Below are 16,279 nucleotides of genomic sequence, written 5' to 3'. Positions count from 1 at the left end.
CTCCTCCAGGGTGCAGCATTGCCGCTCCGTATGACCAAAGAGTGCCACCACGGTCCGGCCGCGTCTGTTCCCTGGGGAACACTTGCCTGTTGCCCGCAAAATCTGTCGTCGGTAGCATCTCAAGGCGAAGGGAGACGCCCATGTTCACGGCAGGCAGATCGCGCAGCGACGGCACCGACGGCAGCCGTGCCTTGCCGACACCGCAGGCGCGTCTGCAATCCTTCCCGATCTTCTCGGCGCTTTCGGCCGAAAGCCTGGCGGACCTGGCCCAAGGCATGCGTGAACAGCACTGGGGCGCAGGCAAGCTGATCTTCTCCCGTGGCGATGCGGGCGACCACATGTACGCCATCTTCACGGGCCGCATCCGGCTGGTCCTGTCCAACTCCAAGGGCCGCGAGATCGTGTTGCGCACCCTAGGACCCGGCGACATCCTGGGCGAGATGGCGCTGATCGACGGCGAGCCGCGCTCCGCCGATGCAACCGCAGCCGAGGACACCACCTGCCTCGTCCTGCCCCGCGCCCGGTTCGAGGCGGTGGCGCAGCTGCGCCCCGATGTCGGGATGGCTATGGCACGGCATCTGTCCAACCACCTGCGCCGGACCAATTTCCAGATGGAGTCGATCGCCCTTTACGATCTGCAGACCCGGCTCGTCCGCTTCCTGCTGCATACGCTTGCCCATACCCCCGATGCAGGTCACGGCAACCAGCGCCGGCTGATCCTTGGGGTAAACCAGACCGACGTGTCCGCGATCCTTGGTGCCTCGCGGCCCAAGATCAGTCAGGCGTTCCAGGCGCTCATCGCCGCCGGGGCGATCCGCCGCGACGGCGATGTCCTTCTGTGCGACGTGGCCGCCCTTACCGACCTGTGCGAAGGCCCGGCGGACTAAGCCCGATCACGGCTTCAGCACCACCTTGGTCCATTCGTTCTGGTTGTCGCGGAAGTTGCGGTAGCCCTCGGCGGCTTCTTCCAACGGCAGACGGTGCGAGATCAGGAAGGTCGTGTCGATCTGCCCCTCCATGATCCGGTTCAAGAGGTCCCGGGTATACCGCTGGACATGGGTCTGCCCCGTCCGAACCTCCACCCCCTTCTGCATCAGCGCGCCCATCGGGAACTTGTCGACCATCCCCCCGTAGACGCCCGGAATGGACACCCGGCCCCCCTTCCGGACCGCCATCAAAGCCATCCGCAGCACATGCCCCCGGTCCGTGCCCGGCAGCACCTTCTGCTTCAGCGTATCCAGCACATTGTCGGGCGCGAAGCCGTGGCTCTCCATACCGACCGCGTCGATGACCGCGTCCGGGCCGATCCCGCCCGACATCTCCATTAGCGCCTCAAGCACGTGGGTCTGGGTATAGTCGATCACCTCGGCCCCAAGGCCCCGGGCAAGGTCCAGCCGGTGCGGATGGTGGTCGATCGCGATCACCCGCCCGGCCCCCATGATCAGCGCCGACTGCACCGCGAAAAGGCCCACCGGCCCGCAGCCCCAGACCGCGACAGTGTCGCCCGGCTGAATCTGCGCGTTTTCCGCCGCCATCCATCCCGTCGGCAGGATGTCGGACAGGAACAGCACCTGCTCGTCCGGGACGCCATCAGGCACCACGATCGGACCCACGTCCGAAAACGGCACCCGCGCATATTGCGCCTGCCCGCCCGGGTAACCGCCCGTCATGTGCGAAAACCCGAACAGACCGGACACCGCATGCCCATAGACAGCTTCCGAGGCGTCCTGCTTTTCGACGGGGTTGGAGTTATCGCAGGCCGAGAACTGTCCAAGCTGGCAAAAGAAGCATCCACCGCACGAGATGGTAAAGGGCACCACCACCCGGTCCCCCTTCCGCAAGCTGGACCCTGGGCCGACATCGACCACCCGGCCCATGAACTCGTGCCCCAGGATATCGCCCTTCTGCAGGCCAGGGATCACCCCGGCATACAGGTGCAGGTCCGACCCGCAGATCGCGGTTGAGGTGATTTCGATGATCGCATCGCGCGGGTTGACGATTTCGGGATCAGGAACAGTCTCGACCCGGACGTCGTGGGTCCCTTGGAAGGTCAGTGCACGCATGTCAGGTCCTTTCCTCGCGGCGGTTGGCCGAGGTGGCGATCTCGCCCGTCTCGACCAGCATCTTCAGCCGTTTCAACTCGTGCCGACCCTGCAGCCGGGGATCGGCGCGGAACGCCTTGGCGATCCAGTGCCCGATGGTGCCACCGGGGGGCTGATAGGCGATGATCGCCTCGACCACCGTCCCTCTCCCAGCCGGGGCGTCGTGAAAGAAGACCTTGCCCTCCGCCTCGATCTCGGACCCCGCAACCGACCGCCAGGCGAGAAACTCGCCTTTTCGCGCCTCTACGACACGGGTGACCAGCTTCACCTCGGTCCCCGCCGGCCCCGCCACGACCCAGCGCCAGGTGCCGTCCGGTCCTTCTTCGACCGACCGCACGTTTTCCATGAACCCGGCCAGCGCGGAAGGATCGGTCCAGCGTTGGAACAACTCCTGGCGGGGCGCGGCGATGGTCACGGACCGGCCCGCAACCTTGTAGTCGCCGAACCAGCTTTGCCGGGCGGTCCGGCCCGGCGCGCTGTCAGGCGGGTGTCCTGCTCGGGACTGCTGCGAGAGGTAGTAAAGCGCTACGGCCGCACCTGCGAGCGCAAGCGGCACCGCGATACGGGTCGATGATCGGGTCGTGGATGATCGTGTCGTTGGTGATCGGGTCATGGCAAGGTCCTTTCACCGGGGCCAACCGGGGACCTTGCCGGAATGTTCCCTAAGCCTGGTCCTTGACCTCAAGGCAGCCCTGGATCTCGGCCCGGGTCGCCTGCCAGCGCTGTGCCAGCATCTCCAGCCCGCGCGCGATCGCCACGGCGTCGCCCTGCCGATAGCCGCCTTCCAGCGATTGCAACGCCGCGTGCAGCCCGGCCGCCCCCAGCACCGCCGCCGAGCCTGCCACCTTGTGCACCGCATCGGCCCGGTCCGACATCGGCAAGTCCTCCCAGCCGGCCGATGCCGTGCGCTGAACCAGCGCCTCCGCCTCTGTCTGGAAACTCGCCATCAGCCGGGCGGACTTGTCGCGCCCCAGGCTCTCCACCAGATCGCCAAAGACGCCTGATAGGGTCGATGTTGCCGTCTCTGGCACCGCCTCCGGCCTTGGCGCCGCGACAGGTGCAGGAATTTCGCCGACACCGGCCAGCACTTCCTGTAAGGCCGCAATGCTTAACGGTTTGACCAGCGTCTCGTTGATACCCGCTGCCAGGAAGCGCTGGGTATCCTCGGCCAGTGCATGTGCTGTCAGCGCGATGATCGGCGTCCGACGGTTCGGGCCGTCCGCCCCCCGGATCACCCGAGTCGCCTCGACCCCGTCCATCTCGGGCATGCTGATATCCATCAGGATCGCGTCGAAAGCCTGCTGTCCGGCGGCATGAACCCCTTCGCGGCCGTCATGCGCCTCGACCACGATATGTCCCGACTTCTGCAACATTTCCCGCGCGACCAGCCGGTTGATCTGGTTGTCTTCGACCAGCAGCAACCGCAGAGCCTTTGCCGGGACCCTGCTGCGTACCGGCCTTGCCGCCGCCACCTTCTTCGGCCGGTCCTGCCGGGGGGCCGGCTTGCCGACGGGCAGTCGTACCCAGAACAGGCTGCCCTCGCCCGGCTCGCTGTCCACCCCGATCTCGCCGCCCATCGCAAGCACCAGCCGACGCGAGATCGCCAGACCCAGCCCCGTGCCCTCGGCCTGCCGCGCATAGCTGGAATCCAGCGTCCGGAATTCTTCGAAGATCTGGTCAAGATGCTCTTCGGCGATGCCGATCCCGGTGTCGAGCACCCGGAACTCCACCTGGTGAAGGTCCGGAATGCTGTCGCATTCCACCCGGATCTCGCCATTACGCGTGAACTTGTTCGCGTTGCCGACCAGGTTCAAGATGACCTGACGCAGCCGCAGCGGGTCGCCCCAGATCACCGGCGGAGCTGCCTTCGTGTCGCAATGGATGCGGTTGCCATGCGCTTCGATCACATGCACCTGGCTCGCCACCAACTCGGTCAGCAGCCCCGCCGGATCGATTTCCGTTGCCACAAGGTCCAGTTGCCCGGCCTCGGCCCGCGACATGCTGAGCACGCCGTTCACGTGGTGCAAAAGCAACCCGGCCGAGGTCTTCATCGCCGCCAGGAAACGTTCCTGCCGCGCCGTCAGCTTGGTGTCCTGCAACAGCTCGACCGTGCCCAGGATGCCGTTCAGCGGTGTCCGCATCTCGTGGCTCATCACGGCCAGAAGCTCGGCCTTGGCCCTCTCGCCCGCCACCGCGCGGTCGCGGGTCAGGATCAACTCCTGCTCCGACGCCACCCGATCCGAGATATCGCGCAGGAACGAGACGATGATCTCCCTTCCCCCGAAAGTGATCGAAGACAGCGACAGTTCGACCGGAAAAACGGTGCCATTCTTGCGCTTGGCCTCAAGCCGCACCAGCCCCTTGCCGACCACCCGACGCTCTCCCGTCTTGCGATAGCGCCGCATTCCCTCGACATGGGCGGTGCGAAGATGGTCCGGCACGACGAGGTCGGCCATGTCCTGCCCCAGGGCCTCATCGCGGGTGTAGCCAAACACCCGCTCGGCAGCCCCGTTGTACTCGATGACCCGGCCCTCGACGTCCGACGCTATGATCCCGTCCAGCGAGGTTGCGATCACCTCCTGCAGCCGGTTCCGCGCATCCGCGGCCGATCGCTCGGACCGGATGCTTCGGCGGTACATTGCCATCAGGATGGCAATCCCGCCCAGAAGCGCTAGCACCAGTGCCAGCGTCAGATAGCCGATCGTGGCAAGCGTCGCCGCGACGCTTTCCCGCTTCCGGTCCGAATCCTCGGCGTAGAAGCGCACCCCCAACAACGAGAAACTGCGCCCTGTCGCCCGCAAGGCGACCAGGTCCGACAGCAGCGACGGCAGTTGCGCCGCAAGTTCCGCATCCGAGCCGTCGATGGCCGGCGTGTGCTTGTCCAAAAACGCGTTCAGCGCCGCTAAGCTGCCGGCAGCACCGGGATCGTTCCTCAGGTCGGCAAACTGTCGGCTTTCTCCGATCAGCCGGACCCGGCTGTAGAGCACGTCGTAACGCCGCCGCAACTCCTGCAGACCGGACTGCACCGCCTGTCCGGAATCATGCACCTCTGCATCATGCACCGCGACCAGGAGAGCAAGCAACTCGACCTCGGCTTGCACCAGCGTCCATTGCGTCGTGTCCGAATTGGCCACGCCCAGCTCGTTGACCTCGCGTTGAACATTGGTTGCCAGGAACGAGATCGCCAGGACACACAGCAGGATGCCCGACAGGGTGGCCGCCAGGACCAGAGTCGGCAGCCCACGAAAGCGGCGCTTGATTCGGGACGGCATGCCCTGCGCCGAGACCACCGTCAGTCGGCCGCAACGTCCAGGCGGACAAGCTGCCAGATGCTGCGCGAGTAGATCACTTCCGCCTGGTAGGCTTCGTTCAGGTCATAGGGATAGACCAGCCAGAGCGGTCCCTTGTCACGCACCGACATCGGCTCGCCATTCTGCAGATAGGCCAGGATGGGACCGCCCTCGACGGCATCCGACACGGGAATGTCGATGGCATAGTCGTTGATCGCCGTCGCCTTGATCGTTCCTTCCGTCACGCCCAGCGTTTCTGCCAGAACCTGCACGGAAACTCCGGTGAACTCCTGGACGCCATCGGTCCAGGGGGTCGTCGTGGCAAAGGTAACCTCGCCCAGGTTCCGCAGCATCTCCATGTCGAAGACGGCACTATCGTCCTGATTGCGGAGCGAGATATCGCCGCTGATCGTAAGGACGATTTCGCCTTTCGGCACCGGAAGGTCTTCAGCGGCAGCCGGAACGGCGACCAGTGCCATTCCCATCGCCACCACCACCCGGCAGCTTCTCTTAATGCAGTCAAGCATAATGCGGTCCTTGCCCTTCAAATCGTCCCTCAGTTCCTTTCGCACAAGCCGGACGGTCGGTCAGCAGCGCATCCGGATAGATCGATACCCTTTCGTATAGCGCAACGTATCTTTTGCGCCATCCAGGTCTCCGTTTGGTAACGAGACCAGCTGAGGGATAGCCATTACTGTCTTGTTAGCACCTCTCAGTCCCTCTCGTCATGATCTGAAACTCAATTGGAAGGCCCAACCTATGCAATCGATACATTCCCTACGGCAGCGCCCGTTGACGGTGGTCTCGGAAGTCCCCAAGATCAGCAGCATGCGTGTATTGATAGCTGATGATCACGACCTGGTGCGTGAGGCGCTCGCCTCCTTCCTGCAAAGCGAAGGCGTGGTCGAGGTTGTGACCGTTCCCACTCTGGACGACGCGATCCGTAATGCCGACGAATCCGGCAGTTTCGACCTCGTGCTGCTGGACTACAACATGCCCGGGATGAACGGGCTTGAAGGTCTGGATCGCATGATCGTCGCCAACGATCGCCGCCCGGTTGCCATCCTGTCCGGCAATACCTCGCGCGCCCTGGCCGAACAGGCTATCCGCGCCGGGGCCGCAGGCTTCGTGCCCAAGACCATGTCCTCCCGCTCGATGGTCAGCGCCGTCCGCTTCATGGCAGCGGGCGAGATCTACGCCCCGTTCAACTTCATGCAGAGCGCGGAACCCAGCACCAGCACCCTCAGCCAGCGCGAGACCGAGGTGCTGCGCGGTCTTACCGAAGGCAAGTCCAACAAGGAAATCGCCCGCGTGCTGGACTTGCAGGAAGTGACGATCAAACTGCATGTCAAGACGCTCAGCCGCAAGCTGAACGCGAAGAACCGCACCCACGCCGCGATGATCGCGCGTGAGCTGAACCTCATCTGATCCCCGAAAGCATTGGCGCTCACCGCTCCGGACGGCCCCCGCGGCCATCCGGCAGGGTCCGCCTTGTCCGATCATGCCCATCACCCTCGCCCCCCCCCAGGATGCCGATCCCGCCGACGACAGCGCGGGGCTACGGCTGCTCCTCATCGCCATGGCGGCGGCGGTGCTGTTTCACGGCGGGCTTTTGCCATTCACCCACGGCAATACCTACGACGCCTTCATCCACATGTTCTTCGCCGACCACTACCACCGCAGCTGGTTCGACCCATGGGAGCCGCGTTGGTACACCGGATTTGCCGTCACCTCCTACCCGCCCGGCACCCATATGGCCATCGCGGGACTCATGGCCTTCCTGCCCCTGCGCGCGGCCTTCGTCCTTGTCCAGCTTGGCGGGCTCCTCCTCCTGGTCACCGGAGTGTTCCGCTTCGCCCTTCTCTGGGTCCCGCCCCGTGCCGCGGGCTATGCCGCGATCGCCGCCGTGCTTGCCTCCTCGATCTCCGAGACGGTGCATCTCTTCGGCCAGCTTCCCACCATCTGCTCGCTCGGAATCTTCCTCAACGGGTTGCCTTACGTCTACCGCTGGATCGTCCACGGCGGCTGGCGAAGCTGCCTTGCCGCCGTGACCTTCTCGGCCGCCACCACCGCCGCGCATCATGTCACCACGATCTTCGGCGGCGTCCTTTTCATTCTGCCGCTGGGCGTCCACGCGCTGGTCGCCACCGCCGCCCTGCGCCCCGCCACCGGCCGCGCCCGCTTTCTGCGCTTTGCCCCGCCCCTGGCGCGCGGAGCCATCCTCGCCGTTCTGATGATCGGGGCTATCGTCCTGACCGTCTTTCCCTACTGGTACTGGTCGGTCACCGACCCGATCACCCAGGTCTCTATCCCGCATGGCAGCCGCGAAAGCTTTCTTGAACGGCTCGACCTAGGCATTGTTTTCTTCGTCATTCCCTGGGGCGTCGCGATCCTGTTCCTGCCCTATGCGATCTACAAGACCGCCACCACGCGACTGTGGCCCCTGGGCCTTTCCCTCCTCCTCTGCGTCCTTCTCGGCACCGGAGGCACCACGCCGCTTCCCCGCGCGATCCTGGGCGGAGCCTTCGACATCCTGACCCTCGACCGCTTCACCTTCTGGGCCACGATCCTGATCCTGCCCTTCCTTGGCCTGATGTTCGACGGCCTTCTCCACGGCCGATCCCGCCTTGTCATCGGCGAGGCGTTCGGCAAGGGGACCCACCGGCTGATCGTCGGCGCCATCTTCGCTGCCTTCACCGGAATGGCCGTCCTTCCCGCCGTGCTTCCGACGCTGCAGCCCACGCAGCCCGTTTTCGTCGACCCCGCCCCCATCGCCCGCTTCATGGCCGAGGACGAACATCACCGCTGGCGTTATCTCACCCTGGGCCTCGGCGACCAGTTCGCCTATCTTTCGGCAATGACGCCGGCGCTGTCGGTGGACGGCAACTACCACTCCGCCCGCCGCCTGCCCGACCTGACCCGTTTCTCGGTCGAACGGCTGGAGAACGCCAAATACCTTGGCGTCCCCGGCCTGGGATCGCTCCGCCAGTTCCTGGTCAATGCCGAGCGTTACAATCTGAAATACGTTTTCAGCAACGATGCCTTCTATGACCCCCTCCTGCATTTCACCGGCTGGACCCGGCTCAACCGGCTGACCAACGGCATCGTCGTCTGGGAAAAGCCGGACATCCCACCCCTGCCGCTTGTCCTGCCCCGGCGCGACATCCCGGCACTGCATGTCCTGATGTGGGGCACCCTGCCGCCCGCCGCCCTCGTCGCCGCCGGGCTGATCTTCCTTGCCTCGGCCCTGCAGCGCACCCTCGGCGCCCGCCCGGGCGAGTTCCGCCCCGTCGCTCCCGCTCCCCTGTGCTATACCAACCCGCGCCGGGTCCGGCAGATCGTCTTCGGTCTCGCTCTTCTGGTCATGATGGCCACGACCGCCCTCCTCTGGACCCTGCGCAGCCAGCTGACCCGCGCCGACACGCCCGAGGACGTCATCACCGCCTATTTCGACGACCTCGACTTCCGCCGCCACGACGCGGCCTATGCCCGGCTCGACCCCGGAACCCGCGGCAGTCTGGAAGTGGCCCAGTTCGCCTGGCGCTGGACCGGCGGCCTTATCGCGTCCTACGGAAAGCTCAGCGCCATCACTGTCAAACCTCTCGGCCAGCAGGAGGCCATCGCCGACTTTGCCGTCTCGCTCGACTGGCTGACGCCGCTCAAGATCGTCCGGCAAGAGCTGACCATCCGCACCGTCCGCCGCGACGGCCAATGGTTCGTCGCCCCGACCGCACTGCGCCCAGTGCAGACGCCCCTCCTCCTTCAGCGCCAAGAGGTTCTCGACCTCAACGTCACCGGCCGCCGCCAGCCCCGCCCCGAGACCGACCTTCACCGCGACCGCCTTGACCGCCCTCGCATCGCCGTATCCGGGGCCCGCCTCGTCCGTCACGCAGGCCGCTTCGCCGTCGTGGGCCAGATCACCAACGCTGACGCCGACCCCGCTCACATCTCGCTCGCTGCCGAACTGTTCGGCCCGACCCTCGCCCTTGGCCGCGAAGCTGCCGGCACCGTCGCTTCCCACCGCCTTCTCCCCGCCGAATCCGCCGGTTTCCGCGTCGATTTCGAAGGGGTCCTGTCGCTACAGGACGCCCGCGCCGAGTACGACCCCACCCTCTTCATCCCACCGGAATTCGCCGAAGCCCCGGCCACCGCCACCCTCGACGCCCGCGCCCTTGTCACCGGAAGCGACCTCTACCGCGGCGTGTCGCTGAACGGCATCCGCGCCGAGGTGAAGAACGGCGCCCTCCTCCTCACCGGTCTCGCCGTCAACACCGGTACCGAGACCGCCAGCATCACCGGCCTCACCCTGCTTCTCTACGGCCCGGATGGCCTCCCGCTCTGGGCCGAGGCAGCCTACGTCGAGACCAACATCTACCCCGGCCAATCCGCCCCCTTCGCAGTCACCCTGCCTCTGGGCAGCGAGATCACCGTTCTCGCCGACCTCGCCCCTTCTGCCTTCACCGCCAACGGCCGGACGCAAGAGCCAGACCTCACCCCGCCCGACGCCAGCCAAGGCACGATCCCGCTCGACCCCGCCACCGGCTACACCCACCTCCGCATCCTTGCCGCGAGCATGACCCATGATCCGCTGTTCTGACCTGGCCCTTGCCCTCCTTCTGTCCACTCCAGTCGGGGCAGGGCCGCTTGTCGCCGACGCTTTCGGCCTTTACGACCCCGCCACTTCCGGCGACCGGGCCGCCTGGTCAGGTGTGACCAGCACCGGGACCATCGCTCCCAGGGGACCCGACCACATCGCCATCTTCGCCGGTCCGAAAAGCCTGGTCGCCGGCCATGACCGCGGCCACGTCGTCGCAATCGTCCTCGACCGTGCAGGCAACCTCGTGGCCGACGGCACCCCCGCCACCCTCACCATCGCCGGCACCCGCCAGGCCGTCCGAACCCGGCACGGCATCGCCGAGGTCCTCATCCTGCCCCGCACCCATGCAGGCGACCTGTTCGCCGGGGCCACCTCGGGCGACCGCCAAAGCCCACGGGCCATGCTGACCGTGGTCGCCGACGTCGGATCGATCCGACCGCAGGTCGCCAGCCCGCTGCCCGCTCCGCAAAGCGAGACCATATTCGAGATCGCCTCGACCCCACTGGCCGACCGCTTCGGCAACCCCGCCCCGGACGGCACCGCGGCCTCGCTCCTTCTTGCCCATGCCGACGGCAGCTACAGCCTGTCCTTCGCACAGACCCTTGGCGGAAGCTTGCGCGCCCAGTTGATCGCCCGCGACATCCCCGGTCCGGCCAAGGCCACCCTCACCCTCGGCGCCTACAACTCCCCCGCCGCTCCTCTGACCATCACTGCGCCCACGCCTTCGGGCCGACCCGCCCTCGGCCTGGAACCCCTGCCAACCATCGCGGCGCAGCGCGTGACGCTGGGGCCGTTCCTCACCACCGACGGTTACGCCATCTCGGACGGAGCAAAGGTCACCCTCACCGCCGTGCTGGCCGACGGCAGCGGGTTCACCGACAGCGCCTTCACCCAGGACGGGAGCATCAGCCTCCTCCTCCCGATCGCCGACCCCACTGCCGTCACCAGCCTTCAGGTTCAGTCCCCCCTCGGGCTCCTTGATCTGACCGAAGACTGGCGCACCGCCAGCGCCACCGGGCCCGCGCCATGAGCCGGACACTCCGCCTTGCCCTCACTCTCACCGGTTTTCTGACGCTTGCGGCCACCGTCCTCTGGCTTGCCGCCGGGGCCTTCGCCGCCGCCCAGAACCGGACCCGCGAGTTCAGCTACCTGTCCGAGGCATTGGACCCCGTGACCCAGCCTGCCTCCACCGTCGCATGGCTGCCACCCGACCGCCCCCTCCACCGCCCCCTCTCTCCCGGCGACGAGGCGCTGATCGGCCGCGCCCTGACCGAGGCCTGGCGCGCCTTCGCGGCAGTGCAGGACACCGGGCAAACCCTGCTTCTGGCCGAGCATTTCTCCGGCCCCGCCCTCCAGCGCGCCGAGACCGCCGCCGCCCAGGCCCAAGCCGATGGCACCCGGATGATCGTCCTCGACCAGACCGCCCGGCCCGTCTTCCAGCACCTCGACGGCTCGATCTTCCAGCTTTCCGCCAGTACAACCACGCTCCGCTACCAGCTGACCGGCGACCGCCTGTCGCATTACGAGCTGACGACGGACGCCGTTGTCACCACCCTAACCAACGAAACCACCGGCTGGCGCATCTTCAGCCACGAACGCACTGGGACGCAGCCGATCCCGCAGCCGGACCGCAAGCCCCTGACGCTTCCCCGGCTGAACGGCGTCAACTACTACCCCGCCCAGACCCCGTGGAGCCGCTTCTGGCCCGAATTCGACGCACGCGTGATCGCCGCCGACCTGGACCTCGTCACCCGTCTCAACGGCAACTCCCTGCGCATCTTCCTGCCCGTTGCCGACTTCACACCCGACGCCGCAGGTGCCGCCAACCTGCTGAAACTGAAAACCTTCCTCGACCTGGCGGGGTCACAAAACCTGTCGGTGATCCCGACCCTCTTCGACCTCAAGCACGGATTCCGTCCCGCGTATTGGGCCGAGGACGTGGCCTATCTCCGCCGCGTCCTGCCTGTCCTCGCCGCCTCGCCCGCCGTGGTGCTGGTCGACCTCAAGAACGAACCCGATCTCGACCGGGCGACCCACGGGGCGGACCTGATCGAGGCTTGGCTCACCACCATGATCCTGATGTCGCGCGAGATTGCGCCGGATCTTCCGCTGACCATCGGCTGGGCCAAGGCCGACGCGGCCCTCGACCACGCCGCCGATCTCGATGCCATCAGCTACCACGACTACGCGGCCGCCGAAGGCACTGCCAACCGACTGGCGCAGGTCCGCGCTGGTGCCGGGGGCAAACCGGTCCTCGTGACCGAAATCGGTGTCAGCTCCTATGCGCTTTTTCTCAGTTTCCCCGGCTCGCCCGCCCGGCAGGCACAGGAACTGGGCGAGCGCATCGCAGCCCTTGCTGCCGCCGACGGTGTTTTCGTCTGGACCCTGCACGACTTCGAAGCACCCGAGGCGCGTGCGGTGGGTGCCTCGCCATGGGTCCGCAACCTGCAATCCCGCTTCGGGCTTTTCGACGCCGCCGGGGTCGGAAAACCAGCCGCAGAAGCCGTTTCCCAAGCCTTCGCGATCCCGCCAGAAGCAAAGTAGGCGGATCCTATCCCGATGTCCCACCGCCTATCCTTTGGTGAGCGGGACAGGCCTCAGGATACCAACGATATATCGGACGGGCCTGGATCGGCGACCGGTCGGGCCTTTGGTGGCCCCGCTCCGGGCAGGGCACCGCCGCCGATCCGGGACCAGCCCGCCCATTGACCTTCTCCAGTACAGGATTTGCCATGTCCCTTCCCACCCGCCGCATTGCCCTTGTCACCGCCTTTCCTCCAGGCCGCCAGACGCTCAACGAATACGGTCTGCACCTTGCCCGCGCTTTCGCCGATCGCCTCGACGTGGCCGAAGTCGTCGTCATTGCCGACCGCCTTCCCGTGCCCGCCGCCGAGCTGGACCTTGGCCCGAAGATCCGCGTCCGCCGCACCTGGTCTTTCAGTGCCCTCACCTCCGCCCCCCGCATCCTGTCGGCCCTTAATTCCGAAAAGGTGGACGCCGCGATCTTCAACCTGCAGATGGCCAGTTTCGGCGACCGCGAGCTTCCGGCGGCCCTCGGACTTCTGTCTCCGATGCTCGCCCGGCTGACAGGCGTGCCCAGCGGCGTCATCGCCCACAACCTGATCCTCGGCGTCGATCTGGAACAGACCACCCTCAAGGGCCAGCCGATGCGCCAGCGCCTGGTCAAGCTGGGCGGGGCGGTCATCACCCGCGCCCTCCTGGCCGCGAACTACCTGACCGTGACGCTGGAAAGCTACCGCGCCGACCTCGCCGCCCGCTATCCCCGCGCGCCAGTGCTCCTGGTCCCGCACGGCACTTTCGACACCAACCTCCGCCCGCTCGTCCCGGCCTCCGCCCGCCAGCTGCGGATCGTCACGATGGGCAAGTTCGGCACCTACAAGCGGCTGGAGACGCTGATCGGCGCCTTCCGCCGCCTGCGCCCGACGCATCCGGGGCTGGAACTGGTGATCGGCGGCTCGGATCATCCGAACACCCCCGGCTACCTGGCCGCCACTGCGGCGACCTGCACCGATGACCCGGCCATCCGCTTCCACGGCTATGTCGCCGAGGATGACATTCCCGCCTTCTTCGGCGACGCCCGCATCAGCGTCTTCGACTACAGCGCCACCACCGGATCTTCAGGCGTGCTGCACCAGACCGCCTGCTACGGCGCGGTCCCGGTCTTTCCCCGGATCGGCGATTTCGTCGACGTCTGCCGTGACGAGGGCCTCGACGGTGCCAACTACGCCCCCGGAGACGCCGAAGGCATGGCCCGCGCCATCGCGGGTCTCCTAGCCGACCCTTCCCGGGCGGACCGGCTGGCGACCGCGAACCGCGCCGCCGCTCTGGAGATGCCGATCTCCCAGGTCGCGCAGGTCCACATCGACCGCCTCGCGCTCCATTGGCGCGACCGACCGGCCGACGAATCCCCGCTGCAAGCCGCAGGCTGATCCGGGTAGCGACCCTATCCTAAAGGCCAGCGCGGGGTCTCCGAAAGGGGGCCCCGCACGCGTTTCGGATAGGTCCACTATCCCGCTGACCTCCCAAGTATCCAATGGGTTGCAAGACATGACCACTCGGGTTCGCCATCCTGTCTTTAAGCCAGAAAGGACCGCACCCCATGACCTTCCACGCCCCGCTAACCCCCGCCAACGTCGTCCCGCTATTTGCCAACGCCGCGCCGAAACCTGCCCATGTCGCCATTGTGGTCCCCTGCTACAACGAGGCGATGCGGCTGGACCTCGCCGCCTTCTCCACCTTTCTGCGCCAGTCTCCCGAAACCCGCCTGATCTTCGTCAATGACGGCAGCAAGGACGACACCCTGTCCGTCCTCGCCATGCTCCACGAAGCCCACCCGACCCAGGTCGAGGTCCTCTCTCTCTCGCGCAACTCCGGCAAGGCCGAGGCCGTGCGCCAAGGTCTCCTCTACGCCGCCGCCGGCAGCTACACCTTCGTCGGCTACTGGGACGCCGACCTCGCCACTCCCCTCGACGCGATCCCCGACTTCACCAACATCGCCCAGCGTTACACCGAGGTCGAGGTCGTCTACGGCGCGCGCCTCCAGCTTCTCGGCCACCGCGTCCACCGCACCCTCTCGCGCCGGATCATCTCGCGCATCTGCGCCCGGCTGGCCCGCGTCGCCGTCGGCCTGCCCATCGGCGACACCCAGTGCGGCGCAAAGCTTCTGCGCAACACCCCCCGCCTGGCGCAGTCCCTCGCCCGGCCCTTCTCCGCCGGCTGGCTTTTCGACGTCGAGCTCTTCTCGCGCATCGCCGAAACCGCCGCCTCTTCGGCCAAGGCCTTCTACGAATACCCCCTGTCGGAATGGACCGAGGTTCCCGGCTCCAAAGTCACCGGCCGCGCCATCCGCCGCGCGGGCCTCGCCATGCTCCGCCTCATTGCCGAGCGTCGCCTGGGCCTTGCTCCCCAGGCCCCCGCCACCGATCTGCCCCGGCTTGTCGTCCAGCGGACCACTGCGGCAACCATCGAGAAGGCCGCCTGACATGCACGCCGCCGCCCTGCCCGGCCGGATGCTTGCCCGGCTCGGCGCGCCCAGCGCCGGGCCTCTGGTCGCCATCTTCCTCTCCGCGAACATCGTCAATGTGGGAAACCTCGGCTTCAACGTGCTCTTCAGCCGCTGGATGGGTCCGGTCGCCTTCGGCCAACTCGCCACTCTCCTGACCCTGTTCCTCGCCGTGATGGTGGTCCTGACCGCCCTGCAACTCGCCATCAGCCAGCGCATCGCAGCCCAGCACGACCGCGCGCTGACCGAAGGCATGGCCCGCCTCGCCCGGCGCAGCTTCGCCCTCTGCCTTGCCGCCCTGCCCGCCCTGATCCTCGGCCTCTACCTTCTCGACCTCGGCCCTGCGCTTGGCCTCAGCTCGCCGCAAAGCTTGGCCCTCCTCCTTCTGTGCCTGCCCTTCGCCCTGCCGCTCGCCCTGGCCCGGGGCATCGCCACCGGCCAGCTCGACGCCCGCCGCGTGATCGCTTCCGCCCAGGCCGAGATGTGGCTCCGCCTGATCCTCGCCGCCCTGGCTTGGGCTTCCGGCCTCGGCCTGCCTGGAGTGGCTGCCGCCATCTCCCTTTCAGTCCTCGCCGGTCTCGCCCCTCTCTGGTCTCTCCTCCCCGCCCGCCCACACGCCACCGTGCCGCAGGGCTTGCTCCTCGCAGCCCTCCCCTTCGCCGCCCTCCAGGCCGGCCAGGTGATCCTGATGGACGGAGACATCCTTCTCGCCCAGACCCTTCTCGGCCCCGAACCCGCAGGCCACCTGGCCGCCCTCGGCCTTTTCCAGCGCATCCAGTTCTTCGCCTGCTTCAGCCTGGCTGTCGTCCTCCTGCCCTCCGTCACCTCCGAGCGCGCCGCCGGTCGCAACCCCCTTCGCGCCGCCGCCCCGGTCTTCGCGCTTTACGCCGCAGTCACCCTGCCGGTGATCGCCGCCGCCTTCGCCGCGCCGACACTGCTCATCACCACCCTCGTTGGCCCCGCCTTCCTGCCGGCCGCAGACATGCTCCCCATGGTCGCGCTGGCCGCTGCCGCCTTCACCCTCTCCTTCCTCCTCGCCACCTACCTCGCCGCAACCGGGGACCGCACCGGCATCTGGGCGGTCGCACTTGCCTGCCCGGTCCAGCTGACCGCCATGTCGCTGGCCGCCCAGGATCTTTCCTCGATGCTCACTGCCAAACTCCTTTGCCAGCTGGCGCTTGCGACCCTTCTTCTGATCCGCGCCACCCGGCGCAGCCATTCCCCCGCGCACCTTCGCGCATCCCTTTTTCCCAACCCATAAGGAAGC

Annotated in this window: 12 protein-coding genes; 8 read left to right on the top strand and 4 right to left on the bottom strand. The window is 67.0% G+C overall.

The window, feature by feature from the left end:
• The first annotated feature begins 140 nt into the window (after positions 1-140).
• Positions 141-887, top strand: a complete 747-nt coding sequence (locus tag Q0C42_RS07860; RefSeq protein WP_295074252.1) for a Crp/Fnr family transcriptional regulator — start codon at positions 141-143, stop codon at positions 885-887.
• A 6-nt stretch (positions 888-893) separates the two neighbouring features.
• On the opposite strand, the gene Q0C42_RS07855 is transcribed toward Q0C42_RS07860, so the two are convergent.
• Genes Q0C42_RS07855 through Q0C42_RS07840 form a run of 4 tightly spaced genes read right to left on the bottom strand, consistent with a single transcriptional unit; the run spans position 894 to position 5,919 of the window.
• Positions 894-2,063 (bottom strand): zinc-dependent alcohol dehydrogenase, encoded by a 1,170-nt coding sequence (locus Q0C42_RS07855; RefSeq protein ID WP_295074251.1) that lies wholly within the window; start codon positions 2,061-2,063, stop codon positions 894-896.
• A 1-nt stretch (position 2,064) separates the two neighbouring features.
• A complete protein-coding gene (locus tag Q0C42_RS07850; protein ID WP_295074250.1) occupies positions 2,065-2,715 on the bottom strand; it encodes an SRPBCC family protein in 651 nt (216 codons plus the stop codon).
• Between the two features lie 49 nt (positions 2,716-2,764).
• The gene (locus tag Q0C42_RS07845) at positions 2,765-5,374 is read right to left on the bottom strand and encodes a PAS domain-containing hybrid sensor histidine kinase/response regulator (protein WP_295074249.1); all 2,610 of its coding nucleotides are present in this window, start codon (positions 5,372-5,374) and stop codon (positions 2,765-2,767) included.
• Between the two features lie 20 nt (positions 5,375-5,394).
• Entirely contained in the window at positions 5,395-5,919 is a 525-nt protein-coding gene (locus Q0C42_RS07840) for a molybdopterin-dependent oxidoreductase (protein WP_295074248.1), read from the bottom strand.
• Positions 5,920-6,220: 301 nt separating this feature from the next.
• Here Q0C42_RS07840 and Q0C42_RS07835 point away from each other — a divergent pair, with 301 nt between their 5' ends.
• The 7 genes from Q0C42_RS07835 (at position 6,221) to Q0C42_RS07805 (ending at position 16,273) form a co-directional block, all read left to right on the top strand.
• Positions 6,221-6,820, top strand: a complete 600-nt coding sequence (locus Q0C42_RS07835) for a response regulator transcription factor (protein WP_295074247.1) — start codon at positions 6,221-6,223, stop codon at positions 6,818-6,820.
• A 73-nt stretch (positions 6,821-6,893) separates the two neighbouring features.
• Positions 6,894-9,989, top strand: a complete 3,096-nt coding sequence (locus Q0C42_RS07830) for a hypothetical protein (RefSeq protein ID WP_295074246.1) — start codon at positions 6,894-6,896, stop codon at positions 9,987-9,989.
• A complete protein-coding gene (locus Q0C42_RS07825; protein ID WP_295074245.1) occupies positions 9,973-11,019 on the top strand; it encodes a hypothetical protein in 1,047 nt (348 codons plus the stop codon). The genes Q0C42_RS07830 and Q0C42_RS07825 overlap by 17 nt, the downstream gene beginning before the upstream one ends.
• A complete protein-coding gene (locus Q0C42_RS07820) occupies positions 11,016-12,533 on the top strand; it encodes a hypothetical protein (protein ID WP_295074244.1) in 1,518 nt (505 codons plus the stop codon). The genes Q0C42_RS07825 and Q0C42_RS07820 overlap by 4 nt, the downstream gene beginning before the upstream one ends.
• 188 nt (positions 12,534-12,721) lie before the next feature.
• Positions 12,722-13,939, top strand: coding sequence for a glycosyltransferase (locus Q0C42_RS07815; protein WP_295074243.1), 1,218 nt, complete (start codon positions 12,722-12,724; stop codon positions 13,937-13,939).
• Between the two features lie 170 nt (positions 13,940-14,109).
• A complete protein-coding gene (locus Q0C42_RS07810; protein WP_295074242.1) occupies positions 14,110-14,991 on the top strand; it encodes a glycosyltransferase in 882 nt (293 codons plus the stop codon).
• A gap of 1 nt (position 14,992) precedes the next feature.
• Entirely contained in the window at positions 14,993-16,273 is a 1,281-nt protein-coding gene (locus Q0C42_RS07805) for a hypothetical protein (RefSeq protein ID WP_295074241.1), read from the top strand.
• Positions 16,274-16,279 lie beyond the last annotated feature (6 nt).

It is taken from the genome of Tabrizicola sp. (assembly GCF_022842145.1).
In the GTDB taxonomy this organism is placed as follows: Bacteria; Pseudomonadota; Alphaproteobacteria; order Rhodobacterales; family Rhodobacteraceae; genus Tabrizicola.
This window is presented reverse-complemented; position numbering and strand designations above follow the sequence as displayed.